The following is a 22,608-nucleotide window of genomic DNA, read 5'->3' on the forward strand; positions in this document are numbered from 1 at the left end:
GATGAAAAAAATGTTCGCTCTGTTTCGGTGCGACAATTATCAACATGGCAATGATATTAGCATGTTAAAAACACGGCGCATGGATGCGCCTGCGCGGCGACGAGCCGCGGGAGACAGGGCCTGACATGGGCAGACCCTGTCGTTGCAGACAAATGGAAGGAGGCTATTTGTCTGCCGGATTAATAATCTCAACGCATTGACTGACTAAGGCGATACTGTGAACGGACTTCATATTCCTCAACGCCCCTCATCCGCCCCTGAAGAGATCATTTCAGGTCTCCCACATGTGACGCCGCCGGACTGCTGGCATGCATCGCCAGCGGATAGAACGCTGGCCGCCATGAAGTCCACCGCGGACGGCCTGAGCTCCCCCGAGGCGGAGGAGCGGTTGCATCGTCACGGCGCAAACATCATCGCGGAACAGTCTGGAGAAAAGGCCTGGCGACGGTTGTTGCGCCAGTTCAATAATCCGCTCATTTACGTCCTGCTGCTATCCGCCGCCATTACCTTGATTATGCGCCACTGGCTGGACGCCAGTGTAATCTTGATGGTGGTGATCATTAATGGGCTGATCGGCTATCTACAAGAAGGTCGCGCCGAGAAGGCCTTACAGGCCATCAGGCGCATGGTCACGTTTACCGTCAGCGTGCGCCGGGACGGGCGCCTGCAGTCTCTCCCGGCCAGCGTCCTGGTTCCTGGCGACATCGTGCTCTTGCAGGCTGGCGATCGCGCTCCCGCCGATATGCGCCTCATTCAAACCAGCGACCTGCATATCAGTGAAGCGGTGCTGACAGGGGAGTCGGAAGCGGCTAGCAAGCAAACGCTCCCTACCCCCGCTGACACTGAACTTGCCGGTCGCACCTGCATGGCATACGCAGGCTCCCTGGTGACTCGCGGCCAGGGGCATGGCGTTGTCGTCGCCACGGGAGAAAACACAGAATTCGGCAAGATCAGCGCCCTGCTGCGTCAGGTCAACGCCATTGAAACGCCGTTGCTGAAGCAGATGGCGGAATTCAGCGCAAAATTATCCTGGTGGATTCTTTTGCTTTCCGTCGTGTGTTTCATGACGGGATACTGGCTACGCGACTACAGCGCCGCGGACATGTTTCTGGCGGCGGTGGGACTGGCCGTCGCGGCAATCCCGGAAGGACTGCCCGCGATCCTCACTATCACACTGGCCCTCGGCGTCCAGATGATGGCGAAACGTAACGCGATCGTACGTCGCATGCCTGCGGTGGAGACGCTGGGGGCAGTCACCGTTATCTGCACCGATAAGACTGGCACTCTGACCCAGAATGAAATGACCGTGATCAGTCTCGATTTACGCGAAAACAGTATGGGGGTTTCCGGCGCCGGTTACGACCCGCATGGAGAAATCACCCTCGGTGAACGCCTGATCGACGTACAGAATCATCCTGAGCTGGCGCGCCTGAGTCTGACAGCGCTGCTCTGCAACGACGCTGACATCCATAAACAGGATGATATCTGGACGCCTCATGGAGACCCTACTGAGGCGGCCTTGGTGACGTTCGCCGCCAAAGCCGGCTGGGACGGCGGGCAAGCCCGAAAAGAGCATCCCAGGCTGGATGTGCTGCCGTTCAGTTCCGATAACCTCTTCATGGCGACGCTCCATCATGATAGCGCCGGAAACCACTTTATCTGCATTAAAGGCGCCCCTGAAAGAGTCCTGCAGCTTTGTTCGAAAACGCTGTCCAAAGAAGAAACACTGCGTTGGAGCGAACGCTTCAATCAACGTGCGGCGCAAGGACAACGTCTACTGGCCTTCGCTTACATCGCGGCGCCCGACGCCATGTCAGCCCTGCCACCCCAGCTGCCGCTGCAGGACATACAGTTTCTCGGCGCCGTCGCCATGATTGATCCTCCCCGCGAAGAAACCGCTCCTGCGCTGGCGAAAACCTTGCAGGCGGGCATCGTGGTCAAAATGATCACGGGGGATAACCCCAAAACCGCGCAGGCCATTGCTGAATCCATCCATCTTCCCGTCGGTGATGGCGTCGTCACTGGCGCAGACATCGACAACATGGATAACGACGCGTTGAAGGCGGCGGCCCTGCGCTGCAACATCTTCGCCCGCACCACGCCATTGCACAAATTGCGGCTGGTGGAGGCGCTGCAACAGTCGGGAGAAATCGTCGCCATGACCGGCGACGGCGTCAACGACGCGCCTGCGCTGAAACGCGCGAGTATTGGCGTCGCCATGGGACGCCAGGGAACTGAAGTCGCCAAAGAGGCCGCCCAGATTATTCTGCTGGACGACAACTTTTCCACGATCACCGCCGCCGTGGAGGAAGGCCGCCGCATCTTTGATAACTTCAAAAAAGCAATTGTTTTTGTTCTGCCTACCAGTTGCGGCGAGGCTTTGATGATACTCGCCGCCGTCGTGCTCGGCGTCGCCATGCCGATTACGCCAGTGCAGATTCTCTGGATAAACATGATCACCGCCGTGACCCTCGCGCTGGCGCTGTCTTTTGAACCAGCGGAACGCAACATCATGGCGCGCCCTCCCCGACGGCCGGGCGAATCGCTGCTCGACCCGCTGCTGCTGTGGCGAGTGCTCAGTGTGTCATTGATCATGGTGCTTGGGTCTTTCGGGTTGTTTGGGTGGACGCAAGCCAATGGCGCCACGCTGGACCACGCCCGTACAATAGCTGTCAATACGCTGGTGATGTTCGAGATTTTTTATCTTTTCAATACGCGTATGCTCATGGAAAACATCACCTCCTGGCGCCAACTAACCAGCAATCGGATGGCGCTGTACTCCGTCGCCGTTCTGCTTCTTTTTCAGCTGCTTTTCACCTATGCCCCGCCAATGCAGAGTCTATTCGGCTCCACCGCATTGTCGCCCTCGGACTGGCTCGCCATCGCCGTCGTAGGCTCCAGTGTCTTTGTCATTACCGAAATTGAAAAATTTGTTATGAGCATCGTTAAAGATCAAAAAAACAGCGATTAGTCCTGGAATTAGGTTGAATATTCAAATAATTCCCATAATAGTTGCAGGACATTATCAGGTTATTTCTTGTGCTGAACGATAGAGAACTAACCTGTCGCGAAACGGATTCCGGATGCATCGACTGCCTGCCGGTTTCAACGAAAAAAATATATAACGCTTGGCTTATCACACTGGAGTAACACAATGGCAAAAAAAGAGAAGGGCATCGTCAAAAAGAACATAGAAAAGTTAGGAGATGTGGTTTCCAAAGAACTGCATAAAGCCACTGAGCAGATACAGGCGATTCTTGCGGATTTCTATAAGCAAGCGGAAGAAATTCAAAAGCAAATTAAAGAGCCGGTGATGAAACTGATTAAAGAACTGGAAGAGCTGCGGGAAAAGGAGCTCAAGAAAATCCAGGCGGAATATCAGAAAGTGGTCAATGAAATCAATGCGCTGCAGGAGCAGTTCATGGATCGTCTGGGACTGGCCTCACTGAAAAAACCGGCGCCGGTTGCGGCATTGACGGCAAAAGCGCCAGCGAAAGCATCCACTGCCAAAAAAGCCTCGCCGGCCAAGACCACGCCCAAGAAACCTGCGGCGAAAAAGACAACCGCCAGCAAAACCACCGCCAAAAAGACCGGCGCAACGACTGCCGCATCCACAGCCAAAAAGCCCGCAGCGAAGAAAGCGCCCGCCAAAAGCGCTGCGCGTAAATCGCCAGCGACAAAATCCAGCACGGCTGGCGGCAGTGCAAGTAAGCCGACCAAAGCAGCAGCGCCTAAAAAAACAAGCGGAGCCAAGGCGCCCCGCGCTCCCCGGGCGAAAAAAGCCGACACCGCCGCCACACCCAACACGGCGCCAGAAGAGACCAAATAACGTTCAGTTTCGTTCAATGACGGCGCACCCGCGCCGTCTTTCTTCATAACGCAATGCATAATCGGTCAAACACCCTGTCCTGCGGGACTTTCAGCCCAGATCCCTCCTTCAAAAAACGCCTGCCAAACGCAGATTTTTCTTTCGACGGTTAGGTTTAGGGTTATCTTTTCGCGCCATCATCAGGGCTCAACATGACAACTTATCATGAGCCAATTGCAGGTCAAAAAACCTACTTATACGATACAGAAACCTGTTCTTTTTGAATTTTTCTTAATTCAAACTGCATAGGCCAACAAAAAAATAGTAAAAGCTGACGCGAGGTAAAATAAGTATGAGAACCGCAAAGCTGTATGCACAAGTGTTAACCGGGCTGTGTCTCACAGCCGGCCTCGCCCACGCGGGAGACACTATTAAATCTTACACCAGCACTTTGTATCAATTGGACGACAGCGACGCCAGAAACAAGCGTATCCGGCTCGTCTATACCGTACAAAACGCCTGGAATCAGTCTCACTACCCTGAAGGGATCAAGGAAGTGAAACTGGTGCTTAACGGAGGTTCGGGGTTCGATATGACCAACGCGCCTTCCCGTCAGACTCTGTATGAGTCAGGAACCAGCGCGGACTACCGTTACACGGTGCCGACGGCGTTCCAGCTAAAAGTGGGATATCAGGACGGCTCCAGACTGCGCCACCTGAGTCACGCTCCCTCCAACACCATCTCCAGCGCTCAGGTGAGCGAATCAACGGACTTTAACCTGGGCTTCACGCTCAACGAGGAATCGCCAAGTATTAACGGCGGGGTCTCCTGGAGCACACGGATCACCTACAATCAGGACGAGTTCAAGACGGTGACGGATTTTGACCAGGGCAACGAGGGCGTGACCTGGAATATCGTCAACCAGACCATCAAACACCGCACGCCGCCGAAGGATAACCTGCTTTACGCATGGACTTATCTGTTCTGGGGCTGCGGCATCAACAACCTCATCCCGACCAGCGAATTGCCGACGGTGATGACCTCGGACTTCAAACCGGAAGCGGTGGTGCTCTACCGCAAGTATGATTTGAACGACGGCGTCGACTATACCCGCTTGAAGCTGGAAGCAAACTGGCAGAAGACTCATTACCACTTCGCTCGCGACTGGTGCTCTTTCCACTCCAATTTCAGCTGGAAGGGCTACCACGACTATAGCGAGTGGACCAAAGCCAATCGCGTCGTGTCTATCTCATGGAAGGACAGCCTGTACCACTAACGGACCCCATCAGGCTGACGGCTCCCCGACGGGGAGCCGCTTCCGGCGGACATGACAAGTAGAAGGTGATCATTATGTCAGTAAAAAAATTGGTCTTATGGGGCGCGCCCTTGTGTCTGGCGGCGGGCGTCTATCTTTACAACGCGAATGGCGACGAGACAGATGCGAGCGTCGCAGCGCAATCCACTGAGGCGGATAAACAGGTGGAAAGCCAGGAAGCAACGCTGACAAGCGTTTCTCCCGAATTTATCGAAGAAGCCGCACTACAGATGGAGACGGAGGTCGCCGCCGAGCCAGAGGAGCCGGTTCAGGACACGGGCCCCTGGGTATCGCAGGCGTCCACATCGCTTAGCGCGGAGCTGTATGACTTTATCGAAACGGAGGGATTACGCTACGTCGACACCAGTAACTTCCCTTTTGACCCGCAAACAGAAAGACTGCTGCAGAAGCTTTCCCAGTCCGGCGAGATTCTTCTTTTCGACAACACGGAAGCCGAGCGACTTGGCGGGCTGACGGAGAAACCGTCGGATATTATCGCCGACTACTATGGCGCCGCTACTGAAGGCGACGCCATCATCGCCACCAGCGTGACCGGTGCTGACGGTAGCGTACATTTCATGGTATTGCCGGTAATCAAAAAAGGCGAAGACAGCTCTCTGTCAGAAGAGGTGAAACTGGCGGTGGCCTTGCTGAAGCAAGAAAAAGAAACCAAAGAGACGCTATAACGACAGACCCGGCTGCAGCGACAACGCCACAGCCGGGACAGCAAATTCTCTGTTACCCGTGCCCGGGTTCAGGCCGGGTCTACCGGAATCAGTGGCGCGCGGGTTTCTGAGCGCCGCTCTGACTGGAGTACAACGCCTTGATCAGGTCCGCTTCCGCCCGGGTCAGACCGCAGGCTTTCACCAAATCCTCCACTTCCGCGCCCAGTGACAACAGGCGGGCGGCTTCATTGTAGGAGACCTTTTGCACATCCATGGTTTGCAGTTCTTTTTGCTTGAGCTCAGCGGCTTTCAGACGCTGATCAATGGAAACCACCTTTCGGCCGACGCCAATGCCGCTGTCGGAGAGCATATTGAGCTTATCCCGCATCTGCCCGACTTCAATTTCCAGACGTACAATGCGCTTGGCCTGCATCCGGCATATCGTGAAACAGGCGATGGCGACAACCAGCCCGAAACACAGGGACACAAGCAGCTCCCCACTCATGAATTGCGGATTCATAACATATCCTCCCGCGCCAGCTTATTGGGTGAGACTGATCACAAGGACGCCACCTCGGACCACTCTTCTTCTGACATCATTTTTTCGAATTCCACCAGAATAATCAGTTCTCCATTCTTGTTGCACACGCCTTGAATGAACTTGGCGCTTTCCTCGTTGCCGACATTTGGAGCGGTTTCCATTTCCGACTGCCGCAGATAAACCACTTCCGCCACAGAATCCACCAGAATGCCCACGACTTGATTATCCACCTCAATCACCACAATCCGGGTATGGTCGCTCACCTCCGCTTCCGACAAGCCAAACCGCTTGCGAGTGTCGATGACCGTGACGACGTTGCCGCGCAGGTTGATAATGCCGAGGACGTAGTCCGGCGCGCCAGGCACCGGGGCAATTTCCGTATAGCGCAACACCTCCTGGATCTGCATAACATTGATGCCGTAAGTTTCATGATCCAACTTGAAGGTCACGTATTGCAGAATCGGATCTTCTGAACTTTGGCCCTGCCCTGAATAGGATGCCATAGCGTTTAACCTCTTTCTCCCGACGCTGAGCGTCAAATTTCTAGCGTTTGTACTTAATTAATATAGAACAACGCAGGATCTATGCCAGCGGATTTTGCCAACCTCCCCTGGTACGCCGCCGTTTCCGCGTCAGCCCTTTTTACCCGCTTTGACGGATGACTGATTCAACTGCTGCTCCAATCCATCCACATCCAGCAGCGCGCACATGTGCGTCACCACCGTGCCGGCCAGCCATGGACGCTTGGAGCGCTCGCTGCGCCAACGCACCTGATCCGGGTCAAGAGTAAACGCCTCGGCGATGAAATCGCAGCCGAGCCCCCATTCAGAATCATGCAAGCGAATGACATAACGGATATTTTCCCGGTATTGCGCCTTGTAGCGATCGGGCATGACCCATTGCGCTGTATCCACCACCCTCACATTCATTCCCGCCACGGGAATCAGCCCGATGAACCAGGCAGGCATGCCGAACAGCGGCGTGGTGTCGTGGCCCATCGCGTGCACGCCGCCAAGAGAAATCAAGGGGACCGCTAATTTCAGCCCCGCCACGTTGAACAGAAGACACTCAAAGCGCTCCTGCGCCCACGCCGGCCTGCCGTTAGCGGCCCAACCATCTGGCGTTCCGCCGGAGTCCACTGCGATGTCAACGGCCTCCTGCTGCGTCACCTCGGGCTCCACCACCGGCGGCGCGTCACGTTCTTGACGCCTTGCTTCAACTTTTTGACGCGCCAGCGACTGCGGCTCCTGCTCTTCTCCTTTCGGCTCCGTGACACGCCATTGCTTTAACTTTTCCCGTAACGCCGCGCTTCGCTCCGCCACCGACGGCTTTTTCTTCGTCTCCGTCGGCGCTGGCGGCGGGGCCACCTTGGGCATCGGCATCACCAGTCTGGGCGGCTCCTGCAGCGCCAGACGCGCCTGCTCCGCCTGGCGTGCGAGCATACGTTGCCGCGCCAGCGTCATGCGTCCCTGTTCCAATAACGCCTCCGCTGCGGAATGCGTCGGCGCGCTTTCTTTCTCCGCCGTAGTCATGTCCTCCTCCTTCCCTGGCGAAACCGGTTTGCGACGCGACGCCTCTATAGCGCGTTCATTCTCAAGCGTCTCCGGTTGCGGCTTCGTTGTTTGCGGTTTGATAGGCTGTGACGGAGTCTGCTGCGCCTCGCTCACGATGGACGGGGATTGCTCGCGGCCAAGGGCCTGGCTTGAGGTCTCTGGGGCTTGGCTTGAGGCCTCTGTGACCGCAGGTTCCGGCGTAGACGCTGGCGTGGCGACGGACTTGTCCTGCCGCCTCGGCGAATCAGCCTCCGGCGCCTTATCGTCAGTCTCCAGCGTCGGCCTGGACTCTGGCTCCGGCGCAGGCGCGCGCAGCAGGTCGTCAATATAATCGAGGACCGCCTTATCGTAGTTATCAGTATCGGCGAACTGCTTATCTGCCATTACTCAACAAATATCCTTTAATACCTGCGGCGACCTACGCCGCCTTTACATTACGACATTACGCCGCGCCGCCCGCCTGGGCTTGTGGCGGCGGATTGAAACCCACGTTGGCTTCCAACAGGTCATGCAACAGTTTTTCATAGCCGCGCACTCCATGGGTGGCGGCGTCGTACACGGAAGGAATCACGCCCGCCCTGCTGGCGTCGCGGAATTTGGTGTCTACGGGAATCGCATAGCGCCAGACCACGTCGCCATACTGTTGTCGCAGAGTGCGAAAGGTCTGCACCGACGCCTGCGTGCGGCGGTCGAACATCGTGGGAATGACGGTATAGGAAAGTGGATTCTTCTGGCTCTTCATCACCATGCCAAGGGTATGCAGCATGCGCTCCAGCCCCTTTAGCGCCAGAAACTCAGTCTGCACCGGAATCAGAATATGCTGGCAGGCCGCCAATGCGTTGATGAGCAGTACGCCGAGCACCGGCGTATTATCCAGAAACGCGTAATCGAAATCGTCCCACAAATGCGCCAGGGACTTGGAGATGATCAACCCCATGCCCTCCACGCCCACCATCTTTCGCTCGAGAGTAGCCTGCGCCGTAGACGCAGGCAGCAGCTTAAGATTGGGATGACTGGTGTCGCGGATCAGGGTGCGCGGTAGATCCGCCGGCACTTTACCCTCATGCATGAATAAGTCGTATACGCTGCCGCGGATACTGTCCGGATCATATTTGAAATAAGACGTCAGCGAGCCGTGCGGATCAAGGTCCAGCAACAGCACCCGCTTGCCTTGTTGCGCCAGAATCCCGCCGAGGGCGACGGCGGTGGTGGTTTTACCCACGCCTCCTTTTTGATTCGCGACGGTCCAGATTCGCACGGTTGATACTCTCCGCGTTGGTGTTCAGACAGATGACGACAACTCGTCACAGTGTTTCCGCTACGCGCTTTCGCCACGTCGCAACAGAGTTCCTAATGACAGTATAGAAGCTCACAGTGACGGTCATTAATGACAATTCTTATGCAGATTAACGGCAAGCCAGCGCCGCAATCCTGTTTCCTTTTATCGTCATGTCGAATTTGCACGATATATGCCAACGCTGACATCCAACGGTCTTTTTCAGCGGGATATCTCGTCAACCGACGGGGAAACAGCGCTTCTGGCCGGGTTCGGTTAGCGTCGCATGGTAAGACGAACTTTGGCGTCCTTAGCCACCAACAAAACCACCCGACGGTTTCTTTGCCGCCCCTCGGATGTATCGTTACGGGCGACCGGCTGATATTCGCCGTATCCCACCGCCGCCAGACGCCTCGGATCGACGCCGCCAATAATCAACAGGCGCGCCACTGCTGCTGAGCGCGCAGAGGAAAGCTCCCAGTTGGAAGGATAAGCCGAGCTACGGATAGGCACGTTGTCCGTGAAGCCCTCCACCAGAATAGCGTTAGGGTAGTCTTTGAGAATGCCGGCGATGCCGTCGATCAAGTTGAAGGCTGCGTCAACCGGTACGGCGTCGCCGCTGTTGAACAGCAGATTGTTGCGCAGGGACAGCTCGATCCAGTTGTCGTTCTCGTTGATGGACACCATGCCTTGCCCAATCAACCCTTTTAACCGGTAATTAAAGCGGTTGGCGATTTCCCGAAGTCGCTCTCCGGCCTGCTCTTCCGACGTTTCTCCAGCTGGGTCTTCCGGGCTGTTAAAGGGCTGTATCGCTGGCGCATCGCTTTGCGGAGGGGCCGCCGTCTGTTGCCCTACCTGTATGGGATTAACACTGCGTTGAGTAGCATTGAACACCCCCTCCAGAGTTTCGGACAGCACTTTGTATTTGCCCTCGTTGACGGAAGACACGGAATACATCACCACGAAAAAGGCGAACAACAGGGTAATGAAGTCCGCATAGGACACCAGCCAACGTTCGTGGTTATGGGACTCTTCTCGATTGCGGCGGCGCTTTCTCATTGACGGTGACTCCCGCTCAGCGACATGGAGGGTTAACAACCGACGGCATTACAGAAACCCTTTCAACTTTAATTCTATTGCTTTGGGATTCTCTCCTTCAGCGATGCCGACGATGCCCTCGATCATCATTTCCCGCAGCAGCGATTGTTCCTGCACAATGCCTTTCAACTTGTTGGCGATAGGAAAGTAGAACAGGTTCGCCAGCGCCACCCCGTAGATGGTGGCGACAAACGCTGTAGCGATGCCGGGCCCCAACATGGAGGGGTCTTCCAAATGACTCATCACCTGGATTAACCCGAGCACCGCGCCCAGGATACCCAATGTAGGCGCGTAGCCGCCCATGGCCTCATAGACTTTGCTGGCGTCCAGTTCACGCTGTTCGCGGCTGTTGAGCTCCAGCTCCATAATACTGCGGATAGACTCTGGCTCCGCGCCGTCCACCAGCAGTTGCAGCCCTTTGCGGGAAAATGGATCACGCTCTTTTTCCGCTACGGACTCCAGTCCCAGCAGCCCTTCCTTACGGGCCACCATGCTCCAGGAAATCACTTTCTGAATGCCGTCTTCAAAGCTGAGATAAGGAGGCAGGAATACCCAGATGAACTGGGTAAATGAACGCTTCAACACTTTGCCGGAATGTTGCAGCACTATCGCGCCAAGTGTGCCGCCGATGACGATAAGGGCCGCCGGCAGGTTCAACAGGGAGGAAACATCGCCGCCTTCGATCAGGTTGCCGCCGATGATCGCCACCAGGGCGATCAGGACGCCCACGATGCTGAGTAAATCCATTATCCGACACCGTCAATCAACCGCGGCGCAAATTCATCCAAGGCTAAAACTTCATCTGACAGGCCGGCGGTGGCCACCGCCATCGGCATACCGTAAATCACACTGGTCGCTTCATCCTGGGACCAGACCACGGAACCGGTTTCTTTCAACATACGGCAGCCTTCACGGCCGTCCGCGCCCATGCCGGTCAGGATGACGCCCAGTACTTTGCCGGGAAACATCTTGGCGCAGGAGCCGAAAGTAACGTCCACGCAGGGTTTATAGTGCAACCGCTCGTCGCCGTCGAGAATCTTGACCCGCGCCTGGGCGCCAACGCGCTCTATCAGCGTCTGTTTGCCGCCGGGCGCAATGTAGGCCCATCCTGGTTTCAGGATTTCGCCGTTCTCCGCCTGTTTGACGGACAACTGCGACAGACGGTTCAAACGTTCAGCAAATGCTGGCGTAAAGGACGCTGGCATGTGCTGCACCAGCACCAGCGGCGCGGGAAACGCGCCAGGCAAACGGGTGAGGATTTTCTGCAACGCCACCGGGCCGCCGGTAGAGGTGCCTATCAGCACCACTTTATAGTCCTGACGCGGCGTGCGCCGGGACTTCGCCGCCTTCACCTCGGGTTTAGGCTCCGGTTTGGCTGGCGGCGCCTTGGCGCGAGGCTCAGCAGGGCGGGTAACCGGCGCGGCCGGCTTGGGCGGCTCGCGCACTGGGATCGGCGCAGCGGGCTTGGCGGGCTGAGGAACGGATGCCGGCGCGGACGCCCCGGACATCCGGTATTTCGCCCGCGAAACCTCTTTGATGCGATCGTGCAACAGTCGTTTGATCTTGGAGGCGTCGCCGGACATCGCTTCGAAGCTCTTCGGCAGAAAATCCACCGCGCCCGCTTCCAGGGCGTCAAAGGTCACTCGGGCGCCTTCGTAGGTAAGAGAGGAAAACATCAACACCGGCGTGGGCTGAACCCGCATGATTTCCTTGACTGCGGTAATGCCGTCCATGACCGGCATCTCGTAGTCCATGGTGATGACGTCGGGTTTCAGTTTAAGCGCCATCTCGACGCCTTCACGGCCATTGCTGGCCGTGCCGACGACATCCACATCGCTTATGGAGCTCAGGATCTCGCAAAGGCGACGTCTGAAAAATCCCGAATCATCTACTACCAGGACCTTTAAGGTCATTCATCGGTCTCCCGTTTTTGGAAATCACTCCGCCGCTGCGCCTTATGACAAGCGCTCAGCCTGCGGAAGCCGCAGGCGCCGTTTCACCCGAATCCGTCACCAACTGACTCTTCCTGAACGTCGGCCGTCCGTATACTTTGCTGGACTTGGCGTAGCGTCCAAGCATGCTGGGAATGTCCAGTATCAGCGCAATGCGCCCGTCTCCAGTGATGGTGGCGCCGGCCATTCCCGGCGTGCCGTGCAGCATTTTGCCCAGCGGCTTGATGACCACTTCTTCCTGACCGACCAACTGATCGACCACAAAGCCCACGCGCTTGGTGCCGACGGAAACAATCACCACATGACCGTTCTCTTCGGTGGGCTCAAATTGCGCGCCTTTCACCAACCAGCGTTTGATGTGGAACAACGGGAATACATTCTCGCGCACCACGATACATTCCTGCCCATCGACAATGTTGGTCTGGGTCAGATCAAGGTGGAAAATTTCCACCACGCTCACCAATGGGAAAGCGAATGCCTGGTCCCCCAGCATCACCATCAAGGTTGGCATGATGGCGAGGGTCAGCGGCACTTTGATCACAATGCGCGAACCACGGCCCAACTCCGACTCAATATGGATGGTGCCGTTCAATTGAGTGATCTTGGTTTTGACCACATCCATCCCAACGCCGCGCCCGGACACATCGGATATTTCCGTTTTAGTGGAGAACCCCGGCGCGAATATCAGGTTATAAGCTTCGTTGTCGGTGAGACGCTCGGCGGCGTCCACATCGTAAATGCCTTTCTCCACCGCTTTCTGGCGCAGCACCACCGGGTCCATACCGGCGCCGTCGTCTTCGATGGAAAGCAGAATATGATCGCCTTCCTGCTCCGCCGCCAGCACCACACGCCCTACCCGCGGTTTGCCTTTTTGCTCGCGCGCTTCGGGAGATTCGATACCGTGGTCCACTGCGTTACGCACCAAGTGGACCAGAGGGTCGGACAGAGCTTCGACCAGGTTTTTATCCAGATCGGTGTCTTCCCCACGCAACACCAGATTGACTTCTTTGCGCAGGTTGCGCGCCAAGTCCCTCACTACGCGGGGGAAGCGGCCAAATACTTTCTTGATGGGCTGCATCCGCGTCTGCATGACGGCGGACTGCAAGTCGCTGGTGACCACGTCCAGATTGGACACGGCTTTACTCATGTTCTCGTCGGCGAACTCTTCGCCTAAACGTTTGAGACGGTTACGCACCAGCACCAGTTCGCCGACCATGTTCATAATGTCGTCGAGACGCTTGGTGTCCACACGCACCGTGGTTTCCGTCGCGATACTGGCCTGGGCGTCTTTTCCAGCGGCGGCGCTCGCCGCAGGCTGCCGCCGCTCTTCGTCCGGCTCGGCGCGGGCTGGCGCGGGCTTGACGGCTTTCGGCGGTTCTTTCTTGACCGGCTCCTTCTTGACGGGCTCTTTTTGCACAGCCGCCTTTTCCGCCGGTTTTGCCGCGGCCGGCTTGGCGCCTGCGGTAGGACTTGGCCCCTTGCCGGAGCCGTGCAATTCGTCCAGCAGTTTTTCGAATTCGTCGTCGGTAATCAGTTCAGAGTCGCTTGCGGCGGCGGCCTCTTTCTTCTCTACCTTTTTCTCTACTTTCTTTTCAGGCTCGGCTTTCGCCGCTGGCTTGCCTTTCTTCTCCGCGGCAGGGGCTTTCTTCTGCTCAGCCCCATCAGAGACGGCGCCGTCAAACTTGCCTTTGCCATGCAGCTCATCCAGCAAGGCTTCAAATTCATCATCGGTGATTTCATCGCTGTCGCCGGCGGACACGGCGCCAGCGACGTCTTCCTGCGGAACGGGAGCGGGTTCCGGGGCGGCCTTGGCGGATTTACTTTCCTTGACGCCGCTGAATTTGCCGGGACCATGCAGTTGATCCAGCAGTTTTTCGAATTCGTCTTCCGTGATTTCGTCGCCTTCGTCTTTCGATTCGCTCGCCTCCGCTTTCTCTCCGCCTTCTTCATCATCCAGGGCGTTAAGCAGATTCTCGAATTCGTCGTCGGTGATATCGCCTTCCGAGGACGCTACAGGGGCTTCAGCTTCCTCAGCGGCTTCTTCGCGCTCTTCAATGGGTTCTTCGGCGGGCTCTTCAGCCTCTTCCGCCACAGAGGCGGATTCGCCGCTGGCCAGCCGCTCCAGGGCGGCCATGAGTTCGGGAGCGGCGGGGGTCAACTCTTCCCGCATCTTCACTTGGGAAAACATTTCGTTGACCGCGTCCAGCGCCTGCAACACGACATCCATCAATTCGGAGTCGACGCTGAGCTGACCGTTACGCAACAGGTCGAAGACGTTTTCCGCCACGTGACAGCATTCCACCAAGGCGTCCAACTGAAGGAAACCGGCGCCGCCTTTGACGGTGTGAAACCCACGGAAAATGGCGTTCAGCAGATCGCGGTCGTCCGGGTTCTGCTCCAGTTCCACCAACTGCTCTGAGAGCTGTTCAAGAATTTCTCCCGCTTCGACTAGAAAGTCCTGCAGGATTTCTTCGTCCGCTTCAAACCCCATTCATGTGCTCCTCAGAAACCAAGGCTGGAAAGAAGGTCGTCCACGTCGTCCTGGCTGGCGACGACATCTGAGCGTCCTTCGGTCTGGATCTGCGGGCCGTGCCCTTTTGTAATCGATTCTTCTTCGGCTCTCAGCTCGTGCTGAATGCCTGTTATGCGGTCAACCTTGCCCGCCATGGCGACCAGTTTGACCAGATTCACCTCCACTTCCCTGACCAGACCGGTGACCTTGTTGATGACCTGTCCGGTAAGATCCTGAAAGTCCTGAGCCAATAGTATTTCCGACAGATTGGTGTACACCTTGTCGCTGTTAGCAGCCAGATCCACCAGAAACTTATCGATGCGCTTGTACAGCTCGCGGAATTCCGAAGGGTCCATTTCCCGCCGCCGCAACCGCGCCCAGGCTTCCTTGAGTTCATGGGCCTCCTGCTTCATTTCCACCGCCACAGGCATACTCGCTTCCACCATATCCATGGTTTTATTGGCGGCTTTGTTGGTCATATCGACCACATAGGAAAGACGATCGGAGGCGTCGGCGATCTTCGACATTTCCTCCTGCTGATTCATCTTCACGTTGCCCATGTCGATATTGAAATTGCGTATGGCTTCGTGCAACGAACGGGTCAACTTGCCCACTTCGTAGTACAGCGTGCGGTCCCGAGTGTCATTAAGGTCGGAAATTACCCGCAACGCTTCGCCAAAGTCCCCCTTGCTGACGTGTTCCATCAAGCTCGCCGCCTGCTCGCTCAAGCGCGCCTCGATGTCCTCTTGGGAGGAGGATGGTGGCTGCTGTTCATTGGTCATAGTAATTCCTGCGGTTTTATTAGGAGTCGATCCGCTCGAAGATTTTTTCTATCTTTTCCTTCAACACGGCCGCAGTAAACGGCTTCACCACATACCCGTTAACACCCGCCTGCGCCGCTGCGACAATCTGATCCCGTTTGGCTTCCGCCGTCACCATGAGCACCGGCAGGTTTTTCAGACTCTCATCGGCGCGAACAGCCTGGAGTAATTCGATTCCCGTCATTCCAGGCATATTCCAGTCCGTGACCAGAAAATCAAACTTCCCGGTTTTTAACATCGGCAGCGCGGTGGACCCGTCATCCGCTTCATCGGTATTGGTGAAGCCCAAATCCCGAAGCAGGTTTTTAATAATCCGCCTCATTGTTGAAAAGTCATCTACAACGAGGATTTTCATGTTCTTGTCCAATGTAACCTCCACAATGGCGACGCTGGAAACCCTTTGATTTCATTACTCTACTGAGTAAGTCTAGCTGGTCGCGCCGTACTATCCAGTTTTTTGATACAAGTTGTTTTAGAAAACATGACCGCAGGATGCTGATTTCGAAAAAACATTAACCTGCACCGGCAATGGCTTGATTTAGCTGTTTTTCCAGTCTGAGAGACGGGATCGCAGTCGCAAGGTCGCCTGAGAATGAATCTGACTGACCCGGGACTCGCTGACTGAGAGCACCTGGCCTATTTCCTTGAGGTTGAGTTCTTCGTCATAGTAGAGAGACAGCACCAGCTTCTCCCGTTCCGGCAAACCGTCTATCGCGGCGCTCAATTTTTCCAGAAAGGCGTTTTGTTCGATATCGCTGAGGGGGTTATCGGCGGTTAACGTTTCATCGTCAGAGCCGCCCTCCCCGTGAAAGCCCAACTCTTCCAGACTGAACAGCTTCCCCGAACTGGCGTCGCGCAGGCTGGCGTGGTATTGCTCCAGAGGTACGCCCAGCTCCGCCGCCACTTCCGCATCCGACGCGTCGCGACCGGTGCGGGCTTCAATAGTGTGTATCGCTTCCGCGATATTGCGGGCGTTGCGGTGCACAGAGCGCGGCACCCAATCGCCTTTACGGATTTCGTCCACCATGGCGCCGCGAATGCGGATGCCCGCATAGGTTTCAAATTTGGCGCCTTTGCCGGCGTCGTATTTCTGCGCGGCCTCCAGCAATCCGATCATGCCCGCCTGAATCAGATCCTCCACCTGCACGCTGGCGGGCAGACGGGCGATCAGGTGATGCGCGATGCGCTTGACCAGAGGCGCGTATTGCCTGACCAGAGTGTCGGCGCGCTCCGCCCGCGTCTCGCTATACATCATATAAGTATTCGCCAATGACATGAATTTGCGCGCAAGGCCTGCAATAAACCGGATGATTTCAACAAAAACGTTCTCATGGGTGTTTGAGGATATGTCCGGCGCAGCAACCATCACGCCTCATCGCAAGCGCCCGGGATATAGCCTCCGGGCGAGCCCTCACATTCAGTCCGGCGCATGTCTAACTGTGCACCAGACGCTCCACAAAGAATTCCAAATTACCTCTCGGCGCCGTCGGCAACGGCCAGTTATCCACTTTCTGCGCCAGTTGGCGGAACGCCAGGGACGCTTTGGCGCGTGGATAGGCTTCGTATACAGGACGCTGCCGTTGCACCGCTTTGCGTACGGCTTCGTCAAATGGAATGCTTCCTACATATTGTAGCGCAACTTCCAAAAAGCGTTCGGAGACCTTGGATAATTTGCCGAACAAATGCCGCCCTTCCTGCTCGGAGCGAACCATGTTGGCGAGCACCCTGAACCGGTACATATCGTGGTTCTTATTGAGCAGCTTGATGACCGCATAAGCGTCGGTAATCGAGGTGGGTTCGTCGCACACCACCACCAGGGCTTCCTGCGCCGCGCGCACGAATGAGAGCACTTGTTCGGAGATGCCCGCCGCCGTGTCGATCACCAGCACGTCCAGGTCGTCGCTGATGTCGCTGAAGGCGTTGATCAAGCCCGCATGTTCCAGAGGAGACAGATGAGTCAGATGCTGGGTGCCGGAGGACGCCGGAACGATTTTTATGCCCCCCGGCCCTTCGATCATCACTTCCCGCAGGGTGCAATCCCCCGCCAGCACATCCCCGATATTGCGCGAGGCGGTGACGCCGAGCAACACATCAATATTGGCCAGTCCGAGGTCCGCATCCAGCAATACCACGCGACGTCCCAAATCCGCTAACGCGAGAGACAGATTTATGGAAACATTGCTCTTGCCGACACCCCCCTTTCCTCCGGTGACTGCAATAACTTGAACCGGATGTACTTTGCTCATACCGGTAGAGATCTCCTGTTATCAGACGGCGCGGCATTGACCCCGCACTCAATAGTTTAGACCACCAGTTCCGCAGCGAAGCGAGTGGTATTATTAGTTTGTTCGGTCTCCCGCCGGGTCCGCCGCCACAGTGCGTCCGCGCGCGCCACCAGGGCATGCGCTTTCGCCGGATGAATGTCATCGGGTATTTTCTGTCCGTCGGTGACATAGGCGACCGGAAGCCGGTTCAGGATGGCCATGCTCAACACTTCACCCAGACTGAACGCTTCATCCAGTTTGGTCATGATACAGCCGGAAAGCTCCAACATCTTATAGTAATGGTAGGTGGATTTCATGACCTGCGGTTGGTTAACTGCCGACAATACAAGATAATTTCTGATGCGGTGACGGGTCACTTTCAAGTCTTTCTGTTGACGCTCCCAATTGGGGTCCTGAGGCGTCAACCCGGCGGTGTCGACCAGCACTAAACGCTTGTTGGCGAGCCGGTCGAGCAGATCGTCCAGGCTGTTCTCTTCATCCACCACATACACGGGCACGTTCAGCAGACGCCCAAAGGACTGCAATTGCTGCTGGCTGGCCACCCGAAAGCGATCCGTGGTGATCAGCGCCAGTTTTTCGGCGCCGTAGTGAACCACGAAACGCGCCGCCAGTTTGGCGAGGGTGGTGGTTTTTCCGGAGCCGGTCGGCCCCAGCAATGCGCATACCCCGCGCTGGTGAATCAATTCTTCATTTTCCGCCTTCAAACCATGCGCAAGCCGCGCCATCAGGTTGCGCCATTGTTCCTGCGCGCCTTTGCGAGGGTCCGTCTTGGCGGTGAGCGCGCTTTGCAGCTCGCGGAAGACGCCCATTTCCTGCAGGCGTTCGATCAGCTCGCGATGAGCGGGGTTTTCTTCCGGCCGCGCAGCGACCACAGGCTGACGCATGATGCTTTTGAGCTGCATGATCTCTTCGCGCATTTCCGCCAGCATACGAGAGGTTTCCTGTTCTCCGGCGCCGATTTGCCGGGAAGCCGTCGTCGCCTGCTCCACAGCGGCAAAAGCCGGCGTGGGGTCAGCCTTTGGCCTGGCGTTGTCTTTCAGCGTTTCCAGCCGCTCCCGCACCCGCAACATTTCATCCTCCAGGCGACGATGGCGGTCCGCCGTCTCCCTGGCCACCGCAGAGGGCGTGGGGCGTGCGCCTTCCTGTTCAGGCATGCTGCTGCGCTGATCGTCCTCGTTGTAATCCAGCGCGCAGATCACCTCCACGCCATCCCCGGTTTTGCTGGTGGACAGAATGACGGCGTCCGCGCCAAGATCTTCACGAATGTCCTTTAAAGCCTGTTGCATTGACGCTGCAAAAAAACGTTTCACTTTCATAATGTTAGTCTCCCGGCTCCACGAGCCCGCACGGGATTACCCACTGATTGTCGCCACGATGGTGATTTGTTTGTTGTCCGGCACTTCCTGATAAGCCAGGACATGCATGCGCTCCACGCTGAGTCTGATGAACCGCGCCAGAACCGGACGCAGGCTGTTGGACACCAGCAAGACCGCCGCTTTACCGAGCATTTCCTGACGCTGCGCCGCTTCCGCCAGTGAGCGTTGCAGTTTCTCCATCATGCTCGGTTCCAAAATCAGACCGATGTCGTCCATGCCGCCGGCCTGTTGCGCTTGTTGCATGGATTTAAGCAGTAATTGTTCCAACCCTGGGTCCAGCGTGATAACAGGCAGCTCAGGCTCCGCCCCGACTATGTTCTGGACGATCAGGCGACGCAGAGAAGCCCTTACCGCCGCTGTCAAAATACCGGCGTCCTGGGTCTTAGGCGTATAGTTGACGATGGCCTCCGCAATGCTGCGCATGTCCCGCACTGGCACATCTTCCTGCAACAGATTCTGCAGCACTTTCAACAGCGTGCTGAGAGAAACGGTGTTGGGAACCAGCTCTTCCGCCAGCTTCGCCGCCTTCTTACCCAGTTGCTCCAGCCACTGCTGTACTTCTTCATGGCCGATCAGTTCATAAGCGTGACGGCTGAGCACCTGATTCAAGTGCGTAGCCACTACGGTGCTGGAATCCACCACGGTGTAACCCAGCGTCTGCGCCTGCTCTTTTTGGGATGGATCAATCCATACCGCCTCCAGGCCGAAGGCGGGATCTTTGGTCTGAATGCCATCCAACTTACCGAAGACCTGGCCAGGATTGATGGCCATTTCCCGATCTGGATGGATTTCCGCTTCAGCGATGGTCACGCCCATCAGGGTGATGCGATAGAAATTCGGCATTAAATCCAGATTGTCGCGGATATGTACAGAAGGCATCAGAAAGCCCAATTCCTGAGACAGCTTTTTACGTACGCCTTTGATGCGGGCCAGCAGCTGTCCGCCTTGTGACTTGTCCACCAGCGGAATCAACCGGTAACCCACTTCCAGGCCGACGATATCGACGCTGGCCACATCGTCCCAGCCCAACTCTTTGGTTTCCGGTCCACGCACCGCCGGCGCGCTTTCACCCGGCGCCAGCGCTGGTCCGCCGCCGGGCTGAGTCGGCGCGCCGGGACGTCTGGGGCCAGGCGTCACGCCTTCGTCCACCACTTCCGACTGCTGCCGGCGCTTCCACATGAAATACGCGATGGCTCCAAACACCGCCGCCAGCCCCAGAAACGCCATGTGCGGCATGCCCGGAATCACCCCCATGATGAACAGAACCACGGCGACAATGGCCAGCGCCCGAGGGGAGCCAAACATCTGGTTGATAACCTGGCTGGACATATCCTGTTGAGTGCTGACGCGCGTCACCATGATGGCCGCCGCGGTGCTGAGCAGCAGCGAAGGAATCTGCGCCACCAAGCCGTCGCCGATTGTCAGCAGCGCATACTTTTGAACGGCGTCATTGAACTCCAGATCGTGCTGTATGATGCCGATGGAGAGACCGCCAATCAGGTTGATGGCCAGGATCAACAGTCCCGCAATCGCATCGCCCCGCACGAATTTGCTGGCGCCGTCCATGGAGCCGTAGAAGTCAGCCTCTTGCGACACTTCCGCCCGGCGCGCCTTGGCTTCTTCCTGATTGATAATACCGGCGTTCAGGTCCGCATCGATGGCCATTTGCTTACCGGGCATGGCGTCCAGAGTGAAGCGTGCGCTCACTTCAGACACCCGTCCCGCGCCTTTGGTGACCACCACAAAGTTGATGATCATGAGAATGGCGAACACCACCAGGCCGACGGCGTAGTTGCCGCCGATCAGCACTTCACCGAACGACTGGATAACCTTACCCGCCGCGTCGCCGCCTTCGTGTCCTTCCAATAGCACCACGCGGGTGGAAGCGACGTTCAGGGCCAGACGCAACAACGTGGCCACCAGCAGCACAGTCGGGAAAATGGCGAATTCCATGGGGCGCATGGCGTACACGCACACCAGTAGAATCACCAGGGACAACGCGATATTGAAGGTAAAAGAAACGTCGAGCAGGAACGGCGGCACCGGCAACGTCATCATGCCCAGCAACACCATCAGAAGCACCGGGATGCCCAGGTTGCCGTGGGTCAGGGCCTTCAGGTTGTTGATCGCGGCAGCTCGTTCCATAACACTCCAAACGACAAAAGGTTGACGGAAAAAACCGTTTCCCCAGAGTGTTTGCAGGAACTGTGCCGGTACGCAAAAAAGTGAATAGAGGACAGAGACTAGCTCAACTTACTGATCCCTGCGCAGATGAGAGGGTATCGTGAAGTCCGGCGTCCCTTGCGGCTTCTTGCCGTAGCCGCCGCGATAGCGACGCAATTGAAAGACATACGCCAGCACCTGCGCCACCGCCAGATACAGGCCTGAGGGAATCTCTTCGCCGACTTCCGTGTGATGATAGATGGAGCGGGTCAATGGCGGCGCCGACACCAGCTCTATCTTGTGTGCATTGGCGATTTCTCGGATTTTCATCGCCATGTGATCTGCGCCCTTGGCCAGCACAATCGGCGCCGCCATTTTCTTGGCGTCGTATTTCAGCGCTACAGAGTAGTGAGTCGGGTTGGTGATGACCACATCCGCCTTGGGCACGTCCTGCAGCATGCGGCGACGGCTCATCTCGTACTGCACCTCCCGCACCCGTCGCTTCACTTCCGGCTTGCCTTCCGTGTCCTTGTATTCGTCTTTGATCTCTTGCATGGTCATGCGCAGGTTCTTCTGGTTGTCGTAGATTTGAAAAGGTACGTCCACCAGCGCGATCAGAATCATGGAACTGGCCAGGAACAGGAAACTCCAGGCCAACAGCGAGCAGGCATGGGCCATGCTCACCATCGTATCCTCACTCCCCATCGCCAACAGATCCGGAATGGAATAATTGAGAATAATCAGCGCCACCCCGCCCACCACCAGCGTCTTGGCGACGCCCTTGAACAGCTCCATCAGCGACTTCAACGAGAACATCCGCTTTAAGCCTTCCAGCGGATTGATGCGACTGAACTTCGGCGCCGCCGCTTTGGCGCTCATCATCCAGCCGCCCAACGCGATAGGCCCCAACAAAGACGCCACCAGCAGCACCAGCATGAAAGGCACGAGAGAGATAGCCATATCCAACGCCGCCATGCCGAGATGAATCATCGGCTGATGGGCGTCAAACACTTCTTCCCGGGTTAACGTAAAGCTGGCGCGAAAGACGCCTTCCAGCGCTTTGCCGATAGTCGTTCCAAACACCAGAAGACCTACCGCGCCCGCCAGCAATACCGCCGTGGTGTTGAGTTCACGGGAACGGGGAATCTGCCCTTCCTCCCGCGCCTTTTCGATCTTTCGGGGGGTGGGTTCCTCGGTTTTTTCCTGGCTGGTGTCGTTTTCGGCCATCGCCTGTTACGCTCGT

The 22,608-nt window shown here is 56.8% G+C and carries 19 protein-coding genes; 4 read left to right on the plus strand and 15 right to left on the minus strand.

The annotated features are described in order from the left end of the window. The first annotated feature begins 217 nt into the window (after positions 1-217). The 4 genes from HCH_RS23135 (at position 218) to HCH_RS23150 (ending at position 5,809) form a co-directional block, all read left to right on the plus strand. The gene (locus HCH_RS23135; protein ID WP_202945270.1) at positions 218-2,971 is read left to right on the plus strand and encodes a cation-translocating P-type ATPase; all 2,754 of its coding nucleotides are present in this window, start codon (positions 218-220) and stop codon (positions 2,969-2,971) included. Between the two features lie 183 nt (positions 2,972-3,154). Next, on the plus strand, positions 3,155-3,829 hold the full coding sequence (locus tag HCH_RS23140; RefSeq protein WP_011398901.1) for a hypothetical protein: 675 nt from the start codon (positions 3,155-3,157) through the stop codon (positions 3,827-3,829). A 331-nt stretch (positions 3,830-4,160) separates the two neighbouring features. Further along, a complete protein-coding gene (locus tag HCH_RS23145; protein ID WP_011398902.1) occupies positions 4,161-5,084 on the plus strand; it encodes a leukocidin family pore-forming toxin in 924 nt (307 codons plus the stop codon). A 74-nt stretch (positions 5,085-5,158) separates the two neighbouring features. After that, positions 5,159-5,809: a hypothetical protein gene (locus tag HCH_RS23150; RefSeq protein WP_011398903.1), complete on the plus strand. Its 651-nt coding sequence runs from the start codon at positions 5,159-5,161 to the stop codon at positions 5,807-5,809. Between the two features lie 88 nt (positions 5,810-5,897). On the opposite strand, the gene HCH_RS23155 is transcribed toward HCH_RS23150, so the two are convergent. The 15 genes from HCH_RS23155 to flhB form a co-directional block, all read right to left on the minus strand. After that, positions 5,898-6,308 carry a DUF2802 domain-containing protein gene (locus HCH_RS23155; protein ID WP_011398904.1) on the minus strand — a complete coding sequence of 137 codons (411 nt, stop codon included), beginning with the start codon at positions 6,306-6,308 and terminating at the stop codon, positions 5,898-5,900. Between the two features lie 38 nt (positions 6,309-6,346). Further along, a complete protein-coding gene (locus HCH_RS23160) occupies positions 6,347-6,832 on the minus strand; it encodes a chemotaxis protein CheW (RefSeq protein ID WP_011398905.1) in 486 nt (161 codons plus the stop codon). Between the two features lie 129 nt (positions 6,833-6,961). Then, positions 6,962-8,266, minus strand: a complete 1,305-nt coding sequence (locus tag HCH_RS32685; RefSeq protein ID WP_011398906.1) for a chemotaxis protein CheW — start codon at positions 8,264-8,266, stop codon at positions 6,962-6,964. Between the two features lie 58 nt (positions 8,267-8,324). Further along, on the minus strand, positions 8,325-9,140 hold the full coding sequence (locus HCH_RS23170) for a ParA family protein (protein WP_011398907.1): 816 nt from the start codon (positions 9,138-9,140) through the stop codon (positions 8,325-8,327). A 294-nt stretch (positions 9,141-9,434) separates the two neighbouring features. Beyond that, a complete protein-coding gene (gene motD, locus HCH_RS23175; RefSeq protein ID WP_011398908.1) occupies positions 9,435-10,217 on the minus strand; it encodes a flagellar motor protein MotD in 783 nt (260 codons plus the stop codon). Between the two features lie 48 nt (positions 10,218-10,265). Continuing rightward, complete coding sequence (locus HCH_RS23180; protein WP_011398909.1) at positions 10,266-11,003, minus strand: flagellar motor protein; 738 nt, start codon at positions 11,001-11,003, stop codon at positions 10,266-10,268. Continuing rightward, on the minus strand, positions 11,003-12,169 hold the full coding sequence (locus HCH_RS23185) for a protein-glutamate methylesterase/protein-glutamine glutaminase (RefSeq protein ID WP_011398910.1): 1,167 nt from the start codon (positions 12,167-12,169) through the stop codon (positions 11,003-11,005). Before HCH_RS23185 ends, HCH_RS23180 begins: the two co-directional genes overlap by 1 nt. A 55-nt stretch (positions 12,170-12,224) precedes the next feature. Beyond that, positions 12,225-14,699 (minus strand): chemotaxis protein CheA, encoded by a 2,475-nt coding sequence (locus tag HCH_RS23190; RefSeq protein ID WP_011398911.1) that lies wholly within the window; start codon positions 14,697-14,699, stop codon positions 12,225-12,227. A gap of 11 nt (positions 14,700-14,710) precedes the next feature. Continuing rightward, entirely contained in the window at positions 14,711-15,502 is a 792-nt protein-coding gene (locus HCH_RS23195) for a protein phosphatase CheZ (RefSeq protein ID WP_011398912.1), read from the minus strand. 19 nt (positions 15,503-15,521) lie between these two features. Continuing rightward, on the minus strand, positions 15,522-15,908 hold the full coding sequence (gene cheY, locus HCH_RS23200; RefSeq protein ID WP_011398913.1) for a chemotaxis response regulator CheY: 387 nt from the start codon (positions 15,906-15,908) through the stop codon (positions 15,522-15,524). 171 nt (positions 15,909-16,079) lie between these two features. Beyond that, positions 16,080-16,817, minus strand: a complete 738-nt coding sequence (locus HCH_RS23205; RefSeq protein WP_041599877.1) for an RNA polymerase sigma factor FliA — start codon at positions 16,815-16,817, stop codon at positions 16,080-16,082. A 157-nt stretch (positions 16,818-16,974) separates the two neighbouring features. Next, positions 16,975-17,787, minus strand: coding sequence for a MinD/ParA family protein (locus tag HCH_RS23210; RefSeq protein WP_011398915.1), 813 nt, complete (start codon positions 17,785-17,787; stop codon positions 16,975-16,977). A gap of 56 nt (positions 17,788-17,843) precedes the next feature. Beyond that, positions 17,844-19,142 carry a flagellar biosynthesis protein FlhF gene (gene flhF, locus HCH_RS23215; RefSeq protein ID WP_011398916.1) on the minus strand — a complete coding sequence of 433 codons (1,299 nt, stop codon included), beginning with the start codon at positions 19,140-19,142 and terminating at the stop codon, positions 17,844-17,846. A gap of 36 nt (positions 19,143-19,178) precedes the next feature. Beyond that, positions 19,179-21,347, minus strand: a complete 2,169-nt coding sequence (flhA, locus tag HCH_RS23220; RefSeq protein ID WP_011398917.1) for a flagellar biosynthesis protein FlhA — start codon at positions 21,345-21,347, stop codon at positions 19,179-19,181. Between the two features lie 108 nt (positions 21,348-21,455). Then, complete coding sequence (flhB, locus tag HCH_RS23225) at positions 21,456-22,592, minus strand: flagellar biosynthesis protein FlhB (RefSeq protein ID WP_011398918.1); 1,137 nt, start codon at positions 22,590-22,592, stop codon at positions 21,456-21,458. Positions 22,593-22,608 lie beyond the last annotated feature (16 nt).

This window comes from Hahella chejuensis KCTC 2396, assembly GCF_000012985.1.
Classification (GTDB): Bacteria; Pseudomonadota; Gammaproteobacteria; order Pseudomonadales; family Oleiphilaceae; genus Hahella; species Hahella chejuensis.